Source organism: Emticicia sp. MM, from assembly GCF_001649495.1.
Window position 1 is genome coordinate 116,010 of the sequence record NZ_LXHX01000108.1, and the last position, 21,613, is coordinate 137,622.

Genomic DNA, 21,613 nt, shown 5'->3' on the forward strand with positions numbered 1-21,613 from the left:
TTAAGGTATGGTATAATTAATTTGTGAAAGATAGCAGACGAATAATATCTTTGAAATATCGTAAGGTTAAATCAGCAAAAATGAGAAGATTATGCATTTTATTGGCACTTTTAGGAGTTTTTCATTGGGTTCGAGGGCAACAAATTGAATATAAATTTATCAATTATAGCAGTAGAAACGGACTAACTTCTAATTCGGTCAATGCCATCATCAAAGATAAAAATGGTTTTATGTGGTTTGCCACCGAAGACGGTCTCAATCGTTTTGATGGTCAAAACTTTACAGCATACCATCACAAAGACCGTGATATTACAAGTATCGGCCGAGGCCCAGTGATTGCCATGACACAAGACCGAGCAGGTCGAATTTGGCTGGCCACTAATCTGACATTATCTGTCTATAATCTCAATTTAGATTCATTTATCAACTATGACTTCTCAAAGTATGGATGGATTATAAGTCTCTGTGCCGACCAGTCAGGAAAAATCTGGGTCGGAACTTACGCAGGGCTGTTTGTTTTTGACCCTACCACTAAAAATGTGAAAGCTTTTAAAGCGGATATTAACAATAAATCTAAGCTAAATTCAAATACCATTAAGTGTATTTTTGAAGATAGCCGTAACAATCTATGGGTAGGTACAGAGAATGGCTTACATCTTTTTGATAAAAAAAGTGAGCAGTTTACGAGGTTTCTAAGCAACCCAAATCGCCAAGATGCCATTTCAAGTAATCAAATTACATGCATTACCGAAGACAAAAACGGAAAACTTTGGATTGGAACAAGTAAAGGTGGGCTAAACTTAATGAATGGTACAAGAAATAGCTTCATTGCTTATAAATCTGATAAAAATGATGCAAATACGCTTTCTAACAACCATATTCACAAGATTGTTTTTGATAAAACTGGGCAACTTTGGGTTGGAACAGAAAGTAATTTAGACATTCTGAACCCCGCAACAGGAAAAGTAAGTAGAGTAAAAAGTACCTTAGTTGAGCAGAATGGTTTTACTCCAAACACTTATGGTCGTTCGGTCAGAGATATTTATATCGATAATGCTGGAATTTACTGGATTGCTTTTTTTCAGTCGGGTATCAATAAATATGATACTAATTTGGCTTTCTTTAACCACAAACAGTTTAAACCCTATGACCCTAATGGATTGACAGGAAGCTCAATAATGTCATTTGCGGAAAGCCCATCGGGTGATGTTTTTATCGGAACAGAAGGCACGGGAATAGACATTTTTAATCGAAAAACAGGACAAATAAAACCCTTTCGTTTGCCCCAACAACGTGCCAATAACTCCTCTATTCTTGCTCTTGAATGTGCTGGAAACAATCTTTGGGTGGGTACATATCAGGCTGGTTTGTATAGTATTAATCTAAGCACTGGGGCTTCTCGTTATTTTTATATACCAAAAAGCAACACTGATGCTAACGATGTAGTAGTGAATTGTTTTAAAACCGATAAAAATGGCAAAATTTGGATAGGAACGAACGGAAATGGAGTTTATCGTTTCGACCCCACAACTAATCAATTAGAAACGAGTGATCAGATTTTTAATTTAAAACCAGACCAAAAAATTCCAATAAATAATTTTATTACTACCATCGAACAAGACCATTCGGGCAATTTTTGGTTTGGCTCAAATGGTACTGGTATTGCCGTTTATTATCCAACTCAAAATCGTTTTCAGGTGCTTAATTCAGGCAATAGTAGCCTTCCAATAGATAGAGTACAGACCATCTACTGCGACCATTCGAGCAGTATTTGGGTCGGTTCTTTGGGTGGTGGACTCAGTTTGTTCAAATCCGATACAAAATCTTTTGAACGCTTTGATGAAAGCTATTCATTGTCGAATGGTGTAATTTACAAAATCTTAGAAGATGAAAAAGGCAAGCTTTGGGTCAGTACCAACAATGGTATTAGTTCTTTTGATGTCAATAAAAAAGTATTTAGAAATTTCACTCATTATAACGGTGTTCAGCAAAGTACATTTAATATTGGTTCGGGGCTGATAACCGCCGATAAAACCTTGTTTTTTGGTGGACTCGACGGCTTTAACTATTTTAAATCGGCCAATATTTTTCAAAAAAATAACATTCCGATTGTGGTTACTACCAACTTGAAAATAAACAATAAACAGGTAAATCCTGTAGAAAATACCGAAATAACTGAGCATATTTCAACAGCAAAAGAAATGATTTTGAGTTATAAACAAAACTTCTCAATTGATTTTATTGCTTTAAATTACACTGCCCCCCACGAAAATAGATATGCTTATAAACTCGATGGATTTGATAAAGAATGGAACGAAGTTGGCACAAATACTACTGCTGTATATACAAACTTAGACCCTAAATCTTATACTTTCCGACTAAAAGTACACAGCGAAGATGGCTCATGGGAAACCCCCGAAAAGGTCATTGAAATAATTGTCAAACCACCATTTTGGCGTACATATTATGCTTATTTCTGTTACATAGTTATGATTCTGCTCGCTGTTTGGGCAATAAGAAGGAGTTCGATTCAAAAATTGAAAAATGAATTTATGAGAAAGCAGGAACGCTTAGAAATGAATCATTTAATTGAAAAAGAACGACATGATGCCGAACAAAAAATGGAACTCGAAAAGGTTAAAATCAAGTTCTTAACAAACCTAAGCCATGAATTAAAAACCCCACTTACGCTTGTTTTGAATCCGATTGAAAATTTGATGTTTCATGAAAAAAGTACAGAACGCTTAGAAATGCTTAATTTGATTAGTCGAAATGCAAAAAGGCTGCTCAATTTGGTTAATCAATTGCTTGATTTTAGAAGAATCGAAGACAACGAATTGACTCTGCATAAAACCGATGGCGATTTAATTACATTCACCCAAGAAATCGTAGATTCGTTCAAATACATAGCCGTCAGAAAGAATATTTCATTGCACTTTGTGAGTTCGTTTAGCACTTACAATGCTTCGTTCGACAAAGATAAATTAGAACGAGTACTGATAAATCTACTTTCAAATGCTATAAAATTTACCAACGATGGCGGAAATGTGAGTCTTCAAATAACAGCAGAAGGTGACACAGGCATTAGAATGACGCTGAGAGATACAGGTATCGGGTTGCGAGCAGATTTGACAGAGAAGATTTTTGAGCGTTTTTTTCAGGCAGATAATAACGTAGATATTCTTAATCAAGGAAGTGGCATTGGTCTATCTATAGCTCAGGAATTTGTAAAACTTCACGGCGGAACAATTAGAGTAGAAAGCGAAGAAGGCGTAGGAAGTGCTTTCATCATTTTGCTGCCCTTGACTCCAATTAATTACCAGCAATCAACGTCGTTGCTAAATGCAAACGAAAGTTTAGACGCTGTTGAAAGCTTTGCGAAAAACGAACCACCAAAAATCGAAAAACCAATTGTATTAATCATAGATGACGATGCCGATTTAAGAGCATATTTAGTTGAAAGTTTAAAAAATAAATATAAAATCATAGAAGCCGCCGATGGGAAGCAAGGTTGGCAAAAAGCATTGGCCAATCACCCACAGTTAATCATTAGTGACGTAAACATGCCAGTAATGGATGGCGTAGAAATGGTACGAAAAATCAAGAACGATAGTCGAACCAAACATATTCCTGTGATTATGCTGACAGTCTTATCAGAAGAAACTGAGCAATTAAAAGGATTAGAAGCAGGTGCAAGCGATTATCTGACTAAACCCTTCAGTTTTCACTTATTGAATATTAAAATTGAGAATTTGCTTAGTTTGAATAGTTTATTGAAAAATACGTACAGTAAACACATTCAATTTGAGAAACCAGAAGTAGAGACAATTTCGGAAGATGAGAAATTCCTACTAAAAATCACTCGTTATGTGGAAGAAAACATTGAAAACCCTAATCTTTCGATTGAAGAATTAAGCAAAGCGATGTTTGTCAGTCGAGGTACATTATATGCAAAAGTTTTAAATCTCACAGGCGAAAGTCCCGTTGAATATGTGAGGTCTTTGAAATTGAAAAAGGCACTTTCACTCTTACAAAAAAATGACTTGAAGATTTCACAAATTGCTTATTCGGTGGGTTTTTCAAATCCCAATTATTTTGCCAGAGCCTTCAAAGCCAAGTATAATGTGTCACCGTCTGAATATTTATCGCTCAATAAAACGTCATAGACAACCTAAGAAATAGATATCGGGTTAAAATTCGGATTTGACTGGGGATGTGCTTTATTGAACGTTCATTTGTTGTGTTTTTTTATGAAGGACATAAACTACCAAATGAACTACAACGAAAAGTACCAGATGTAATCCGAAGGATTTGTTGCGGTGAAAATTATTCGTTTAAAATTTCGTCCTCGGCTATGGATTTCACCTTTATCACTAACTTTAGATAAAATCATTCGATACTTCGATATTCAACCATAAAGAAAATTAAAAATACAAGTCTATGAAAAAACTTTGCTTAATACTTCTATTCTTTACATTTCATGGCATAGGCTTCTCACAATCTGTTAAATTAGAGGCTTCATCAGAAGCTGCAAAAAATGCCTATTCTATGCGTATGCTCGAAAAAACGCTTAGTAAGAAAGGATATATTTTAAAAAATAATCCATCAAAATTTACGATTAACTTAAAAATAGATGCAGGTAAATATGAACCTGAATCTTTTGGTATTTTAACTGACAAAACCACCATTAACATTATTGGGGGCGATGTACGTGGCTTGATTTACGGGTCATTGGCTGTTTGCGAAAATATCAGAAACGGTGTTAGTTTAGATAAAATAAAAGCTTTTGAGGAAAAAGCAAAATATCCCTATCGTACAATAAAGTTTGATTTACCTTATGATACCTATCGCCATAGTTATGCCTTAGATTTACATCAAGAGACCTGTAAAGACATTAAATATTGGGAAGCATTTTTAGATATGATGGTGGAAAATCGCTTTAATATCCTAAGCCTTTGGAATTTGCACCCGTATGTGTACATGATTCGTTCCAAAAACTTTCCCGAAGCTTCACCTTTTTCTGATGCTGAAATGAAAGAATGGCAAACCCTTTTTCATGGTATTTTACAACTTGCCAAGGAACGAGAAATAGAAACTTATTTGGTGCCTTTTAATATATTTGTGAGCCCAGAATTTTCCAAAGCTCATAATGTGGCCATGGATAATCTGGACCACCACTTTTTTGTAAAAGGCGATACTTCGAGCATCATCAAAAAATATACCCGTGAAAGCGTAGCCCAAGTATTACAAGAATACCCTGAACTAACAGGGTTTGGTCTGACCTTAGGTGAAGGCATGGGAGGAATGACTCCGCAGCAGCGGGAGGATTGGATGAAAGAAACCATTATTGAAGGCATGAAAATGTCGGGTAGAAAGTCTAAATTGATTCATCGCATACCTTTTTCGAGTAATGTTGGTTCACTTGGACCCACCAGCATCGAAACTGAGAAGCTAACCCGAAGAGCTATTGACGAAGAAGGCACAATGGATTTTATCGAAAAACCAATTTGGGCAGATTTTAAATACAATTGGTCGCATGCACACTCTACGCCCACACTTGTGAAAGTTCATGGCGGAAAGCTTTTTGACACCTATTTCGTACCTAAACCACAGACCTATAAAGTTACTTGGACGGCTCGAAATGAGGATTTTTTCTGCCTTAGATGGGGTGTGCCTGATTTTATCAGAAGCCATATCAAAGAAAACAGTCAGGAATATGTTGGTGGCTATACTATTGGCTCAGAAACATATATTCCTGCTAAGGATTACTTTACAAAATCTGACATAAAAGTTGATTGGAAATATGCTTTCGAGCGTCAGTGGTTGTTTTATAAATTGTGGGGTAGATTGCTCTACAACCCCAGCACACCCGATACAGTATTTCAAGCCGAGTTTACTCGCAGATATGGAAAAGATGGCCAGAATTTACTTACTGCCAGCTCATTAGCAGGTAAAACACCACTCAAACTTGCTTCGTCTTTTGATTTTACTTGGGATTTTAGTTTGTACAGCGAAGGCTTTTTATCCTTAAAAGATAAAACTGTTAGTTATATTGACATTATTCGACAAATCGAGCAGCCTGTTACCGAACCAAGTTTTGTTTCAATTGCCGATTATGTAAAAATAAGAGCCAATGATGAAAGTGTTGAGACTGGAAAAGTAACACCACCGATGTTGGCTGAAATCCTCGAAAACGATTGCAAAAAAGCACTTGAATTAGTAAAAAATATCAATACCAAAAACAATAATACGCTGATGTTTGAGGTGGCAGATATACGGACTTGGGCATATTTAGGTCTATACTATGCTGAAAAAATTAAAGGAGGGGTTCATCTACAAACTTATCGAACTAAAGGTGATTTAGAGAACAAACAACAGGCAATAAAGCATTTGGAAGCGGCCTTAAAATTTTGGGATGAAGTAATTGCTATCACCAAACCCATCTATAACGATATGCCTTTGGTGCATTTTACCGAACAAGCAGGAAACACAAAGGAACAAAATGAAGCACTGCGTTTTCATTGGCACATTTTACGCCCTTCAGTGGTGAACGATATTGAAATTGCCAAGAAAACGGTGTTTAACAAGTGAAATTAATGATAAGTTATAGTTGATTTACTATTATAATTTCTGACCCAAATAAAGCAAAGATGATTTGATGGATTGCTCTTTAAGATGCAAAAACTTCTTTCGTTCTTCATCTTTCATGAAGTTTTGAAAGTCTTCGTGAGCATCGAATTCCACCAAATGGATTTCGTAGGGTTCCTCAATATGAGATTCGATATAGCTACTTTTCGGTGGTCTTACTCTGAAAAGTAGTCTTCCATTGTATTTCGATATGGTCGGAATTGCCACGCTTTCAAATTCATCAAAAATAGATTCTTGACCTTCGATAATATAAATGAGTTGGGTAATGTGTATCATAAAAAAGATTTAATGGATTAATGTTATGGCCATTTATTGTGCAAAATAATACTCAAGGCTCAAATTGACCACCGCAATAATACCAAAGGCTATGGAATAATTCGTATTCCCTGATTTATGCAGCATAAATGTTGCTATCATAAAAAGCACAAACTCAAAAATTATTCTATATCCTAAACTTAAACGATTGGGCGATTTTGGAGCTGCAAAATACCCCCAAAGCGATATGGCAGTTAGAATAAGAACCACTGCGATTCCGTATTTCGACCACGTACTTTTACCTTGTAAAAATCCCCAACGACCCATGGCTGTCAGCATGCCTAATTCTAATAAAAAAGCAACGGTTTGATTGATAGTTTTAATGATTTGCATATTATTTTTGAATAATTCTTTTATATCCTTAGAATCATTGTTGTGTCCGAGCAAATTTTACTTGGCTTTTTAGTGTATTTACCGCCGAGTTCCAAGTAGCTTCTGATGTTGCTTTTTTATTAAATTCACTCGTGATACCTGTGTTATAATAAACGTCAGCTTCTTTAATAAAAGGCTCAATTTGCTTTGCCCAAATATCCATTTGTTTGATAGTTTTTTCATCGGTCAAGATATTTTGCTGTAAATGTCTTCTTAAATCTGTATATTCAGTTTTGAAGCCCGTCCATGCGGCCGTAAGTTTATCGCAAGCTGCCGAACGCTGTTTGTAAGCTGGGTTTCCTAAATTGATTAAACCACAATTATTCGAGATTTCGCCCCATTTGTCGGCAATCGGCACTATCGTATTAGCATTTCGTATCACATGCTCAAAAGCACCATCTAAATCCCACGGAATTAGGTGCATTTTTCGGTTCTTTTTGTCTTCAAACCAATAGTAATTTTGGTTATAGCAAGAGGCCAAGTCATTACAATACCAGTGAAAAGGACCATCGTCATGTCTGATGAGTCTGTCGACCACAGCATAGGATATAATTTGATTGACATCCATATATTTTCTAACCAAATCTTTCGAGGCTATAGTATTTGAAGCCGCAAAAGCACTGCCAAATTCCCTAAAGAGACTCACATCTGGTTTTTCTTCGTTAGTTTTTAGAGCATCAATAAATGCCCTGTCAGTTTGAATCTCTCCGTTGGGTTTGAGTGGCCAAACTTCTTTATAAATATCGCCCTTGCCATTTTTATAAAAATATTCGGCAAAACGATTGTCAATTTCTTCCGTAAGGCCAAAAAGCCCCCAAAGTTGTCCATTGACCACTACTCTTGCATGTACCGAACGTGGGGCAGGGACACCCATCTGAGTAAAAAGCCAATAACCCAACCGCTCCCGAAGCTGTGATTTATCATAGTTTTGACTATGAAATTGGAGTTTATTCAAATCGTAGAAACGCTCTTTGCGGTCTTCCCAGTTGATTTTTACTTGCATACTCAGTTTCACGCAAGTCTTATACCCCGACGGCTTCGACCAATCTGTACCCGACAAACAATTCAAATAAGCACCAACTGAACCTTTATAACGAATTCCGACAGGACTAATCGTATCACCTTCAAAAACCAACGCAGCCTCTACGTATTCTTCTTTGGTAGGGTCGGCGTTTAGTTTTGATAAATCAGTTTCTCTAAAAATCAGCTGATAAGTTTTTACTTCCTCTTGATTATAGACATAATCGGAGTTTTTGGCAAGATATTTCTCCGTGCCTTTCGGAGTGATTTTTGGCACAACATCCTTTACAATTGGTATTGGTGAATTATATTCCAATTTTTCTTTCGAGCAAGAAACTATTATTAAAAATCCTACGATAGATAGGAAAAAGAGTTTGGTAAGAGTTGAAATTTTCATGGCAAATCTTTACGAATGAAAATAGATTAGTTTTTTTGTGTGGTTTTTGAGGGAGACGTAAGTTTTTGCCTACGTCTCCGACTTTAATTACGGCAACTTAAAATTCCATTTAGAATTATCGCTATTAAAATCAAATTTCCCTAACGTGGGTGTACTATCACCCGATGAAATTAAGGCAAGTTTTTCATTAGAATTTGGGACAACTTTTGGCATGATGCGATATGTACCATCAGTCAGTTGATCAATTCTCCATAACTGTTCTGCTGCTCCCGTAAACTTCGGAACGGTAATCAATTCTGCTTCTGCCGTAGCGGCCAAAGCACGTTCTGTTCCAGCAATCACAATTTTATAATATTGTCCACCTGGGTAACCACCCCCATCAGCTACCGCTGAAATTGTCCATTTTTGGTGCGGTCTTGCTATGTAATCGCCTGCTCTTACTCCAATATTGCCCGTAGGCCAAGTGCCAATAACATCTTTAAGTTCCTGCGATGCTACAGGTTTTATTGGTTCGTTAGGGTCACGAGGTCCACGAAAACCACCAGCCATACGAGTGAAATCTACAATGAGTTCAAGTCCATATCCACGGCGTTCTGACTCTATTTGATAAGTTCCTTCTTTGAAAAGCTCACCACCTACGGGCCAGCCGTTTTTCCAGAGCAATGGACGAATCGCCAAAACGCTGCGACCGCTCTGGTCTAAATCTGCTTCGTAGTGAAACGACATTTTTTCTACACCATCATCGATTTTCCAATGTCCAAAGTGACCAGCTCCGTTTACTCTACCGCCACCTGAACCCATGACCATTTTACCACCACCTTTCAGCATGTCTCGTCCCATATTGTCAAGATAAGGGCCAGTCACTTTCTTGGAGCGACCCACTACAATATTATAAGTCGAGTTTGCACCGTCGCAACAAGTACCGTGCGTACCCAATAAATAATACCAACCATCTCGATACATCAAGGCAGTGGCTTCGCAGTCGATGGCAATATTTATTTCTTTGTTGCCTTCCATACGTTTACCCGTTTTTGGATCAAGTTCAATCAAGCGAATGAACCCAAAGTAAGTGCCATAAGAAACCCATAATCTGCCATCGGTTGGGTCAAGTAATAAACCTGGGTCAATAGCATCGCAGTCTTCTTTTCCATCAGAAGATGCCACAACGATGGCTTCAGTATATTTAAAATCAGGCGATTTTGGGTCGAGTGTTTTGTTCCACATCGTCAAGATTTTTCCGCTGTGTCCACCGTTCAATCCGCCACCTGTTGCACCGTAAACTACTAAATAACGGTCACCAATTTTCAAGGCATCGGGTGCAGCACCGCCACCTGGTCTTTCACCGCCAGCATTCCAAGTCCAGCCGTCTTCTGAAACCAAACCACCGCCACGAGTACCAAATGTATAATATTTGCCATCAGATTCCATAATCGTAGATGGGTCATGGATAAATGGTTTCCCGATTTGAGCATTTACTTCGGTCGATAAACATCCGATTGTAAGAGCCAATTTGCCAATATTTTTTATCGTAAATTTCATAGTAAACTAATGTTATAATTCAAGTTTTTAAGCGTGAAGTAAGAAATTATTACTCACAAGTAATAGAAAGGTCTTTGATAGGTTGCCCGTTTTCGTCTAAGAATCTGACGCAGAAATCGCTCATGCCTGGGCCATTGATGATTGCTCCACGCAAAACATTTCGACCTTTGTTGAGCGTCAGTCGGCCAGAAACTACGTCGTCCATCACCATACGTCTATCGCCCGAAAGTAGTGCTGCCTCTTTGCCATTCAACCACCACATAGATGCCGAGTTCGAGCCAACCGCCAAACGGACATTTTTCATTTCACGAGGGCTGTCAATTACCGTAACACCCCAAAACAACACGCCGTAAACAGGTTTATAAAGTCCATAAGCAAAGCGGAAAAGTTTCACATTGTAATTGTTGGTCTCCAGTGCATGCCAAGTAAGCTCTTGTTCGCCCGCTTTTACTTTTTCGCCGTCTTTTGGCATGATAGTAAATTGATTCGGGAAATATTCTTTCGCAAAGTTTTCTCGTAAATAACTATCAGTAAAGACCGTATTGCCACGATTGGGTTTATTGATTGGTTCGAGCAACATCCAACGTTGGATAAAGCCCTCATTATCAGGTGTTTTTAGCTTATTGGTGGCTTTTACAAAATACGGGGATAGGCTTCGAGAAGTATCTGTTTTAGCGGTACTGCTATTGGTACTCGGCTTAGCTGAATTACAGCCTTGCAAACTTGCACCCAATAACATCGCAACGCCCGTTGTAAGCAACAATGGTTTGAGATTAAATGTCATAGATTTGTTTTTATTGTTTTGAAATAGAATGAATTGATACTGAATTTTGAATTGAAAACAAAAATTAATGTGTCAATAATACACAATTTTGTTTCTGAAATTTTTACTAAATATTTCGATAATTTTAGCTGATTTTTGAGTGAGAAATAATGCTAATGACTCCTAAAATTCCATTTAGAATTATCGCTGCTAAAATCAAATTCGGCTAATGTTGGCGTGCTATCGCCTGAAGAAACCAATGCCAATTTTTTACCAGAATTTGGAATAACTTTTGGCATAATTCTGTACGAACCATCAGTCAATTGGTCGATTCGCCATAGTTGTTCGGGCGAACCTGTAAATTCGGGAACGGTTACAACTTCGGCATCGGCTGTGGCAGCTAAAGCTCGGTTTGTTCCTGCCAAAACAATTTTATAGTAAGGCCCTCCCAAGTATCCCGTCGAATCTGGAGCATCAGTAATTGTCCATTTTTGGTGCGGACGAGACATATAATCGCCAATTCTTAAATTGATATTGCCCGTTGGCCAAGTCTTGATTACATCGTCTAATTTCTGAGCAGAAACAGGCTTAATTGGTTCATTGTTAGGTTGGTTGAATCCTCGTGGGGCATTGGCCATTCTTGTAAAATCGACAGCTAATTCTAAGGCATAACCCCTTCTTACTGATTCGATTTCATAAGTGCCTTCCTTAAATTTCTCGCCTGCCACAGGCCAGCCATCTTTCCAAACTACTGGCAAAATGCCCAAAACGCTACGTCCGCCTTGCTCTAAATCTGCTTCGTAATGAATTGACATTTTTTCTACGCCTTTTTCAAGAATAATATGTCCGAAATGACCTGGGCCTATCAAATCACCACGAGTAGCAACTACCATTTTTCCGCCACCTTCGAGCATGCTTCTGCCCACATTGTCGATGTAGGGACCAGTTATAACTTTTGAACGCCCCACTACTACATTGTAGGTAGAGTTTGCACCATCGCAACAGCTTCCGTGCGTGGCAAGCAAATAATACCAACCATCACGATAAACAGGTACACTGGCTTCGCATACAATAGCTACGTTTACTGGCTTGCTGCCTTTTTTTAGCCCTCCTGTTTTGGGGTCGAGTTCTACTATACGAGTATAACCAAAATAAGTGCCATAGCTAAGCCAAAGTCTCCCCGTAGAAGGGTCTAAAAGCACACCTGGATCGATGGCATCACATTCTTCATAACCATCTGAAGTTGCTACTATCACTGGTTCAGAATATTTGAAATCAGGAGATTTTGGGTCGAGCGTTTTATTCCACATCGTATAAATTATTCCTTTGTGATTCGGCGAACCACCCGTTGCTCCGTAGATTACAAGATAACGGTCTCCAATTTTGATAACATCTGGAGCCGCTCCGCCACCAGGTCTTACGCCACCACCGTGCCATGTCCAACCGTCGTTTGATATTAGTCCTCCGCCACCTGTGCCAAAAGTATAGTATTTACCCTCACATTCGGTTACGGTTGAAGGGTCATGAATAAATGGTTTTCCGATTTGTGCCATTGATGTTTGCACAAGTAAAAAAGCAAAAAGCGTATATGTTACTATTTTCATTGGATTTTTTTTAGGTAAAAGAGAATGAATGATTAGACTTTTGAACCTATTCGATTATTCGTTACTGATGGTGAAGTTCTTGATAGGTTCACCCTTTTCATCAATAAATCGAACACCGAAATTTGCCATCCCAGGGCCATTAATCACAGCCCCACGAATGATATTTTTCCCTTTTTTGAGCGTTAGGCGTTGAGAAGTGACATTATCGGCAATCATATCTCTGTCACCCGAAAGCGTCATGGCTTCCTGACCATTCAACCACCACATACTTCCCGAATTACATCCTGCAGTCATTCTTACGTTTTGCATTTCGTATGGGCAATTGATGACCGTGACGAGCCAAACCAATATGCCGTATCTTGGTTTATCGAGAGCATAAGTGAAATGAAAAAGATTAAAATTAAACGTTTTGCTATCCAAGCCATACCATTTTAGTTCTTGGTCGCCTATTTTTACGGTTGAACCATTTTTGGGAATGGTATTGTAATCGCTGGAGAAATTATCGGCAGAAAAAGTTGTTTTTAAATAGCTATCAGTAATAATATTATTACGGGCAATGTTTTTCTTAACTGGTTCAAGTACCAGCCAACGCTGTATAAATCCCTTATTATCAGGCGATTTTGGTGTTAAAGAAGAGAGTATGAAATCTCTGGTCAGGGAATGGGTGGTATCTCCTTTAATTGGAATCGGCGGAAGCGAAGGCCTTGGAGGCCCCTGTGCAAGAGCAGATATGCCACTTATTTGTAATGTTGTTAACGCAACAAAAACAATCATTGACAAAAATGATTTAGTTTTTCTGTTCATAGTAAATGTCAGTAAAGGTTATGGTTGAATTAGAGAAAAATTGGATGATATTTTTCTTAAAATGAATCAGAAATAAAAACCTCAAATATGAATCGAACCATATTTGAGGTTTTTGTTTTATAAGTGGCTTATTATCAAGGTTTAACTCGTTTTAATTTCATCTCGCCACGTTCGTTTTTTGTAACGATTTCGTCATTATTGATAAGCTCACCCGTATTGCTGATGGTCATATCATTGAACGAGATACTGTAAGAAAATTTCTTTCCTTCTACTTTACCGTTTTCGATTTTAGTTTCACCAAATTGAGTTTTCCAAGTACCTGTAAGCTTATCTCCTTCCACTTTAAATGTGTATTCGATTTCAAAGGTACCGTTTGGTGTTTCACGAGTTCCTTTCCAATTGCCATCAATCGGATTGGTTTGAGCAAATGATGCCATGCCGCAAAGCATGAAGAATAATACAAATAGTTTTTTCATTGTTTGAATAGATTTTTGGTTAAAAAAGGTGAAAGCTTTAAAATTTATTAATTTTTCAGACCAACTACCTTAAAATATGCAGGTTTTGGTTGATTGTTTCTGTCGAATAGTAAAGGATAACTTGTACGTCCACGTACTGGCCAGTTATTCAACCAGCTATCTCCATCGTTTACTCCCCAAAAGGTTACTCTTGTGACTTTGTCTTTGTGTTTCAAGAATAACTTAAATAGGGCTTCGTAGTCATCAGCAAGTTGTTTTTGGATATTTTCGGGTAAGCCATTGGTATAAGGATTCATTTCTGGACTATTAGCCATTCTTTGACCAACATCAGCACCTTGAAAATCTCTTTTTAGTACTTCAATATCTAATTCGGTAAACATTACTTTTAAGCCTAAAGCAGAATATTCAAGGATACTCTCTTCGATATCTTTCAATGGAATTTTGCCTACATGCCAATGTCCTTGAATACCCACACCATCAATTCTTGCACCTGATTCTTGAATTTTTTTGATTAACTTAATACAGCCTGCACGTTTGGCTGGTTGCTCATTGTTATAATCGTTATAATACAATTCAGTATTGGGCGATGCTTCTTGTGCTAACTTAAACGCATCGGCCAAATAACCTTCGCCCAGATGTTTCAAGAAAACTGAATTACGGAGCGTACCATCTTCGTTAAGAGCTTCGTTTACTACATCCCACGAGAAAACTTTTCCTTTGTAGCGACCCGCTACGGTTTTGATGTGATCAGTGAAGAATGTACGAATAGAATCACTGCTTTTGATTCCTCTGATAAAGTTGGGAAGTTGACTATGCCAAATCAAAGTATGACCATTGATTTTGATATTATTTTTTTTGCCATATTCAACCAATTTATCAGCCATCGTGAAGTCGTAAGTATCCCATTTGGGGTGAATCAATGCCGATTTCATGATATTCTCTGGCGTAGCGGCATTAAATTGTTTTTTGATAAGGTCGTTTACTGCAGCATCTTTTTCGTCAATCTGAGAATTATTGAGAGCTGTACCAATTAAAAAGTCTTTTTTGAAGGCATCTTTTAGTGCTATTGGATTATCATTTGATGCTTGAAATGTGAAGTTTGAGAATAAGATTACTCCTAAGACTAATGTAATAATTGAAATGTGTTTCATCGGGTTTACTATTTATTTCGAAATTAAAAATGACACCTTTTAGAGTTTGAGAAAAAATCTAACGTCCATAAATTACAGACGTTAGACTGAGCATGAAACAAAACTTTACTTTTAACCTAATTATTATTCTGTCAAAATATATCATTTGACTTGTATTTTGATCGCTCATTGGTTTGCGTACGCTTGTTTGTTGGAGTATCAACTTTATGTGAAAAATACAATTTTCAGTACAGAAACTTCAATTGATACATTTATGCGTGTTTGAATTCATTGAGCGAATCTAAGGGTAGAAATTGAAAAAGCAAATAAAAAGTGTCATTTTGACACGTAATATAAATTAAAAACAATCGGGTACGTTTCCGATAGGTGAATTACTCAAGGAAAAACTTAATTTATGATGTTTATTTTGTGTGCTTGAGAACCTTTCTTTTGTTGAAAATTTGAAAAATGTAATTTATTACTTTTTCAAAACTAAGAATAGTACAAAAAAATCTCTTTAATCAACCATGAAAAAGGCTACAAAAAAGGTTAGCAGATACTGCTAACCTTTTAATGATAAATCATTCAACGAAATTTCTCAATGTCCCAATGCCATCAATCGATATATTTATTACATCGTCTTTGGCCAAACTAAAGTCATCAGGCGGGACAATTCCTGTGCCTGTCATTAGAAAAGTACCGAATTTGAAAGTACATTCGTAAGTAAGATATTCAACGAGTTCGGGAAGCTCTCGTTTCATTTGATTGAGTTTGGTGGCTTGCTCGAAAACAGTTTCTCCAGCTCTCACAATTTGAAGTTTTATTTCGGTTTCTTTTGAAATCGGTTCTTCCATTACTAAGATACAAGGTCCGATTGCTGCACTTTTATCATACGATTTAGCTTGCGGCAGATACAAAGGATTTTCGCCTTCAATATCTCGTGAACTCATATCGTTGCCAACGGTATAGCCAGCAATTTGTCCGCTCGAATTCACAAAAAGTGTTAGTTCAGGTTCGGGAACGTTCCACTTGGAATCTCGTCTAATTTTTACACCTTCTCCATGCCCAACTGTTCGGCCAGCGGTTGCCTTAAAAAATATTTCTGGACGCTCTGCATCATACACTCTATCATAAAAATCACCACCACCTGCATCTTTCGATTCTTCCATACGAGCGTTTTTACTTCTCAAATAAGTTACGCCCGAAGCCCAAACTTCTTGCGAAACAATTGGAGCTAATAATGTTTTTTCTAAATCTGGTTTTTGTTTAGCATTCTTTGTTTCAATGGTTTGTTTTAAGAACTGAAATAAATTTGGCTGATTGACAAGTGCATCGAAACTTAATTCTTTAAATGAATAGTATTCGTTGTTGTGTTCAACTAATGGTCCTGAGGTTGTATTGTAAATTTTCATTAATATTTTGATTGTTTTTGAGTCAAATAGGAAAGTTTCTTTCCTATTTGATGAGATTTATTTTTTTTATTATTCAAAGAATGGAATTCCAGGAGTTGCATATTTTTTCATTCCTTCTTCGTTGATTTCTACGCCAATACCTGGTACATCACGTACTTTGATAAAACCATTTTTCTCAACCATTTCGCCCTCAAATTTTACTATTTCTTTATACATTGGCTCTTTATGGAAGTAAATTTGCCATTCCATAATCATAAAGTTTGGTACAGATGCACACACATGGGCACAAGCCATTGCTCCCAAATACGAAGCCACCATGTGTGGAGCAAACGGAACATAATAGAGATTTGCGAGATTGGCAATTCGTTGTCCTTCGCCCAAACCACCGCATTTTTGCAAATCAGGCATGATGATATCTACCGCACCTTTTTCGAGCAAAGGTCGAAAACCATAAGCCAAATAATGGTTTTCTCCCGCACAAATAGGTGTTGAAGTAGAATCTGTTATTTTTTTGTAGGCGTCAACATTTTCGGCAGGAACTGGTTCTTCGAGCCACATTAGATTTAGTGGTTCAAGAATTTTAGCTGCTCTTTCGCCTGTTATGGCATCGTATCGACCGTGCATATCGGCACAAATATCTATTTTATTCCCGACCTCTTTACGTGCTGCTGCCATTTGGTCGTACATACGTTGTAGTTCAGGCTGACTTGCAGTCCAATTAAAGCGGTCGTATTTATTGGGGTCGTTGGCTTGGTCTAAGTCAAATTTTACTGCCGTGAAGCCCATATCAACAGCCTCACGTGCGGCTTTGGCGAAATCTTCGGGTTTTGGAAGTTGATTTTGATAAAGTGCCGTATCCATGTAAACTCTGATAGAATCTCTGAATTTTCCACCTAAAAGCTGGTAAACGGGTACACCAAGTGCCTTTCCTGCAATGTCCCAAAGGGCGGTTTCAACGGCTGTAAGTACGGCTACAAACATCCCTGACTGAGCCCCTTCAAAGAAACCTGATTTACGGATCTGCTCAAATAAACGATTGACATTCAATGGATTTTGCCCTTTTAAGCGTTGCCCCATAGATTTTACGAGATGATAAGTTCCGGGAGTTGCATCTACACCTTCTCCGTGCCCAATGATGTCTTGATTAGTATATATTTTTACGAATAAGCTATGTCCACCACGAATATAACCAGCTTTTAAATCAGTAATTTTTAAATCGGATGGTGCAGAACTTTTTGGTGCTTTATCAACTGCTTTTACATATTCGTTGCCGAATGATGAAAACGAACTGGCCGCAAATGCAGAGCTAACGGCCGCTTTTTGGAAAAAATTTCTTCTATTCACTTTGGTTATTTTTTGTGAGGTCTTTCCTCGGGTTGAGTTAATTATGTGCAATGATTGATTTTTATTTAGACAAAACACAATAGATATAAAGCAAAAAAGATTTAAATGATTGATAGAAAGGGGTTTATATGACGTTTGGTTGTTTAAAAATTATCAAAAAATGCCTCTTTTATCAATGTTTCTCTCTTGTCTTCTGTCTAAAATCGTTTGTCTCATTATTTACCAAGTTCTTTCTTTCAAGATTTCTTGGATTTGTTCGGGAGCAACAGGCAATTCGTTGATGTGTTCTTTGAGCCATTGAGAAAAATCTTTTTCAATATCTGCCGACCAACGAGTATCAATCTGACCAGTGGTATATTTTCCTTCTTTCAGACGTTGATGGCTGAATTTATCTCTCAAACGAACTACTTCTGATGATTTTACTACATCTTCGGCCAAATGAGGCGGAATAAAGATTACGCCACCATCACGCCCAAGTACTACATCGCCTGGCATACAGGTTGCATCACCAATTTTGGTTGGTTGATTGATTCCAACTAAAGTTGTATTCAGTCCACCAGGTTGAGTTGGTGAATTTAAATGGTGACTTGGATGATAACTTCTGAAAAATGAGGTAAATCCACCAATTTCTTTTAAGCCACTTATATCTCTGATTGCACCTTCGTAAACGATGCCGTTTCCTGTGCGATTAAAAATAGCATTTCCGAGATTATCGCCGATGGTTGGGCCATCTTCGTAAGCATTGAACTGGTCAACAACATACACATCTCTTTTTACGAGAGTTTCAATTACCCAAGTGTTTTGAGCTTTCAAACGGCCGTCTTGCTTTGTGCCTTTTTCGTCAATGGCAATTTGAATATCTGGTCGGCCTGGCATAAAAATGGCAGTTACGGCACGTCCAACCAAAATGCTATCTGGGTTAATGGTTTGCCAATTACCTACATATTGATGACGATAGTTTTTATTTCGCAATACTGCCCAAGCTTCTTCGTGAGTAACTTTTTTCATACGATTCAGAATCGCATCTGATACTTTTGGGCGGCCATCGGCAAAACGCTCACCCTTCCATTCACGAGTCAGATGAAGTAAATAATCTTTTGATATTTGTTGAGCATTGAGCTGATAAACACCAAATAACAATAAGATTGCTAAAAAACTTTTTTTCATAGTTTTGAGATTGGGGTTAATATAAAGAGTTGAGATTTTAATTTTCGATAAGTTTTTTCGGTTGTTTTTTACTCCAAAAATTGGCCAACATCGAACCCGTGATGTTCATTACTGGGCCAAAAATCGCTGGGGCCAGACCTGCCGTGGCAATTTTTCCCATTTCGTTGGCAAGTGCTGAAGCAAGTCCTGCATTTTGCATTCCAACTTCGAGCGATACCGCCCGTGCATCTTGCTCGTTTAGTTTTAATAGTTTTGCAAAAATGTATCCAAGCGAATAACCAAAAATATTGTGAATAAAGACCACCAAGATTAGCAAAAATCCAACAGTTTTGAGTGCTGTTGCACCGCTTGCCGTTACTATTAAAATAATGTAGGCAATACCAAGCATCGAAAACACTGGTAAAATTTTATTGAATTTGGCAACTAAATTTGGGGCAATTTTATTGATAGCTAAACCTACGAAAATGGGTAAAAGTACCATTTGTGCCATGTCCCAAAACATTTTTAAAAATTCTACTTCGATGAGTCCGCCACCAAGGATTTTCATCAAAAAAGGGGTCATCAAAGGAGCAATGAGTGTTGCTAAAGTAGTAATTGTGATAGACAGTGCCACATTTGCTTTGGCCATGAGTGCCATTACGTTTGATGCCAACCCGCTTGGACTACTACCAATCAAAATTACACCAGCTGCTATTTCAGGCGGGAAATCAAATACTTTTGATAAACCCAAGCCCAAAAAAGGCATAATTGTAAATTGACAAACTAATCCAATGATTACCTTTTTAGGAGATTTGAAGACTTCTGCAAAATCTTCTACGGTCATGGTTGCTCCCATGCCGAGCATAATTATCTGTAAAACGGGTTTGATAAATGTATTGAGTTTTACGCCGAAAACCGTACTAAATGTTTCAGGGAAATGATAGCCTATAATTACGAGTAGTATAATACTTAGTGTGTACCAATAATCTTTTAATTTCATCAGAATTGTATTGAAAATTGACTAATATGGGGCTAAAGATGAAAATCCTTAACCCCACTTTTTAGAAATTAATTGACGCTATTGTTTATCCCAGAAAACTCTGGTTGTGAGATTATCGGCTCCCATTCTGCCAACAGCTTTCTGATAATTCTCGTTATTTCTTGAAGATTCATCGTTAGGGTAAGCAAAACGTCGAGTAAATCCACCTTGTAGGTTATTATTATACTTATTGGGGCTTAATACGGGGAATCCGCTTCTTCTAAAATTGGCGAAAGACTCTGCACCATTACCCAATGAAGCAATCCAGTATTGTGTATTGATAAGTTCGAGGGCTTTACTTTCATCGTACTTAACTTTTACATTTGATAAATAACCATTTTTTAAAGCAGAGGAAACAGCAGGACTTGATACATTTGGATACAACGAGTATTCGTCCATCGAAGCACTGATACCAGCTTCGTAATATTCTTTCGCTGTTTGGGCATTTGTTAAGCCTGCTAACCAACCTCGTTGGGCTGCCTCAGCCAATAATAATTTTGTTTGAGCATTTGTCACATAGAATACTGGGGCTGTGGCACTACCAAATACTGAGTAATTGAGTTGTGAATAATTTTGTCCAGTACCTGCTGTTCCACGATAACCTGTTACTTTCAGTACACTTGTTTGGTCGTACCCGACAGGAAAACCGAATTGTTTAACTGCCGCAGTATCGGGTACAAGGGCTAAAACTTGATTTGGGTCGGTATATTTGGCCGAAATGTATTTCATACGAGGGTCATTGGTTGTTTTGAGTTGCTCAACAAATGGCTCAGCCAAGTAATAGAAATAGGGGTTTGTGCCTCTTGGGCCAGCATTTAGCGGATTATTATAAATGGCATTATAAACAATGTAAGCATTGTCGGAATTGGTTTGAATAACTCCCGCTCTGAATGCTTCCTGAACAATAGTTTTCGCCTTGTTCTGGTCAATTTTAGAATATCTCATTCCGATTCTTAGAAGGAGCGAATTGCCGAGTTTTTTCCATTTATCTATTTGTTCAGTTGCGGCAAGTTTTCCGAAAAACAAATCTTCTTTCACAGCACCTTTCGAGGCGTCAAGAGCAGCTGTTGCCGCCTTTATTTCGTTATAGATGTCTTCGTATATAACTTTATCTTCATCGTACTTAGGATAAAAAACTGCATCGAGATAAGCCTTACCCGCTTGACTATAAGGAACATCCCCATAAGTATCTACGAGAGTCATAAATATATATGATTTCCAGATACGTGACATATTATATAAATTACTTTTAGTAGCATCGGCTTTGGTCAAACTAATGATTTGTTCGAGTAACTTTATTGGGCCAGGGTAGCTATTATTCCAACGAGGAGCATTAAAATTATCGTTGTCTTCATTAAAATTAAAACCAGCCGTAGCACCTGTATTGTAGGCATTCACAAATTGTTGAACAACCGTCTGTTCGCCTTCCCAAAAGCCGCCATCTGTGGTGCGTTGAGCGTTTGTAAATAACAGGGCTGCATCTATTTTTGTGAGGGCATAAGGGTTTGTATTAATTTCTTCAAACCCATCATCGCACGATGAAATGGCAAAGGATGCAAAGAAAATGCTTGATATATAGATTAATTTTTTCATTGGATTAACTT

The 21,613-nt window shown here is 37.6% G+C and carries 16 protein-coding genes; 2 read left to right on the forward strand and 14 right to left on the reverse strand.

Annotated features, from left to right (window positions below; all coding sequences use genetic code 11):
• Positions 1–80 precede the first annotated feature (80 nt).
• Together A6M55_RS14035 and A6M55_RS14040 are read left to right on the forward strand one after the other, a co-directional pair.
• The gene (locus tag A6M55_RS14035) at positions 81–4,166 is read left to right on the forward strand and encodes a two-component regulator propeller domain-containing protein (protein ID WP_064198221.1); all 4,086 of its coding nucleotides are present in this window, start codon (positions 81–83) and stop codon (positions 4,164–4,166) included.
• Positions 4,167–4,440: 274 nt separating this feature from the next.
• Entirely contained in the window at positions 4,441–6,591 is a 2,151-nt protein-coding gene (locus A6M55_RS14040; protein WP_064198222.1) for a hypothetical protein, read from the forward strand.
• A 30-nt stretch (positions 6,592–6,621) separates the two neighbouring features.
• On the opposite strand, the gene A6M55_RS14045 is transcribed toward A6M55_RS14040, so the two are convergent.
• The 14 genes from A6M55_RS14045 to A6M55_RS14110 all read right to left on the reverse strand — a co-directional run bounded on the left by A6M55_RS14045 (position 6,622) and on the right by A6M55_RS14110 (position 21,602).
• Positions 6,622–6,924 (reverse strand): hypothetical protein, encoded by a 303-nt coding sequence (locus A6M55_RS14045; protein ID WP_064198223.1) that lies wholly within the window; start codon positions 6,922–6,924, stop codon positions 6,622–6,624.
• 33 nt (positions 6,925–6,957) lie between these two features.
• Positions 6,958–7,296 (reverse strand): YrdB family protein, encoded by a 339-nt coding sequence (locus A6M55_RS14050; protein ID WP_064198224.1) that lies wholly within the window; start codon positions 7,294–7,296, stop codon positions 6,958–6,960.
• 34 nt (positions 7,297–7,330) lie between these two features.
• Positions 7,331–8,752, reverse strand: coding sequence for a CotH kinase family protein (locus A6M55_RS14055; protein ID WP_064198225.1), 1,422 nt, complete (start codon positions 8,750–8,752; stop codon positions 7,331–7,333).
• Positions 8,753–8,839: 87 nt separating this feature from the next.
• Positions 8,840–10,291 carry an arabinan endo-1,5-alpha-L-arabinosidase gene (locus tag A6M55_RS14060; protein ID WP_064198226.1) on the reverse strand — a complete coding sequence of 484 codons (1,452 nt, stop codon included), beginning with the start codon at positions 10,289–10,291 and terminating at the stop codon, positions 8,840–8,842.
• Between the two features lie 49 nt (positions 10,292–10,340).
• Positions 10,341–11,075 carry a hypothetical protein gene (locus tag A6M55_RS14065; protein WP_064198227.1) on the reverse strand — a complete coding sequence of 245 codons (735 nt, stop codon included), beginning with the start codon at positions 11,073–11,075 and terminating at the stop codon, positions 10,341–10,343.
• 152 nt (positions 11,076–11,227) lie between these two features.
• Entirely contained in the window at positions 11,228–12,658 is a 1,431-nt protein-coding gene (locus A6M55_RS14070; protein WP_064198228.1) for a family 43 glycosylhydrolase, read from the reverse strand.
• Positions 12,659–12,712: 54 nt separating this feature from the next.
• Positions 12,713–13,462, reverse strand: a complete 750-nt coding sequence (locus tag A6M55_RS14075; protein WP_064198229.1) for a hypothetical protein — start codon at positions 13,460–13,462, stop codon at positions 12,713–12,715.
• Between the two features lie 134 nt (positions 13,463–13,596).
• Complete coding sequence (locus tag A6M55_RS14080) at positions 13,597–13,938, reverse strand: hypothetical protein (RefSeq protein WP_064198230.1); 342 nt, start codon at positions 13,936–13,938, stop codon at positions 13,597–13,599.
• A 47-nt stretch (positions 13,939–13,985) separates the two neighbouring features.
• Complete coding sequence (locus tag A6M55_RS14085) at positions 13,986–15,089, reverse strand: endo-1,4-beta-xylanase (protein WP_064198231.1); 1,104 nt, start codon at positions 15,087–15,089, stop codon at positions 13,986–13,988.
• 560 nt (positions 15,090–15,649) lie between these two features.
• Positions 15,650–16,480 (reverse strand): fumarylacetoacetate hydrolase family protein, encoded by an 831-nt coding sequence (locus A6M55_RS14090; RefSeq protein WP_064198232.1) that lies wholly within the window; start codon positions 16,478–16,480, stop codon positions 15,650–15,652.
• 69 nt (positions 16,481–16,549) lie between these two features.
• Positions 16,550–17,824: a mandelate racemase/muconate lactonizing enzyme family protein gene (locus A6M55_RS14095; RefSeq protein ID WP_197491713.1), complete on the reverse strand. Its 1,275-nt coding sequence runs from the start codon at positions 17,822–17,824 to the stop codon at positions 16,550–16,552.
• Between the two features lie 219 nt (positions 17,825–18,043).
• Positions 18,044–18,991: an RraA family protein gene (locus A6M55_RS14100; RefSeq protein WP_064198233.1), complete on the reverse strand. Its 948-nt coding sequence runs from the start codon at positions 18,989–18,991 to the stop codon at positions 18,044–18,046.
• A 37-nt stretch (positions 18,992–19,028) separates the two neighbouring features.
• Complete coding sequence (locus A6M55_RS14105) at positions 19,029–19,970, reverse strand: bile acid:sodium symporter family protein (RefSeq protein WP_064198234.1); 942 nt, start codon at positions 19,968–19,970, stop codon at positions 19,029–19,031.
• Between the two features lie 78 nt (positions 19,971–20,048).
• On the reverse strand, positions 20,049–21,602 hold the full coding sequence (locus tag A6M55_RS14110; protein WP_064198235.1) for a SusD/RagB family nutrient-binding outer membrane lipoprotein: 1,554 nt from the start codon (positions 21,600–21,602) through the stop codon (positions 20,049–20,051).
• Positions 21,603–21,613 lie beyond the last annotated feature (11 nt).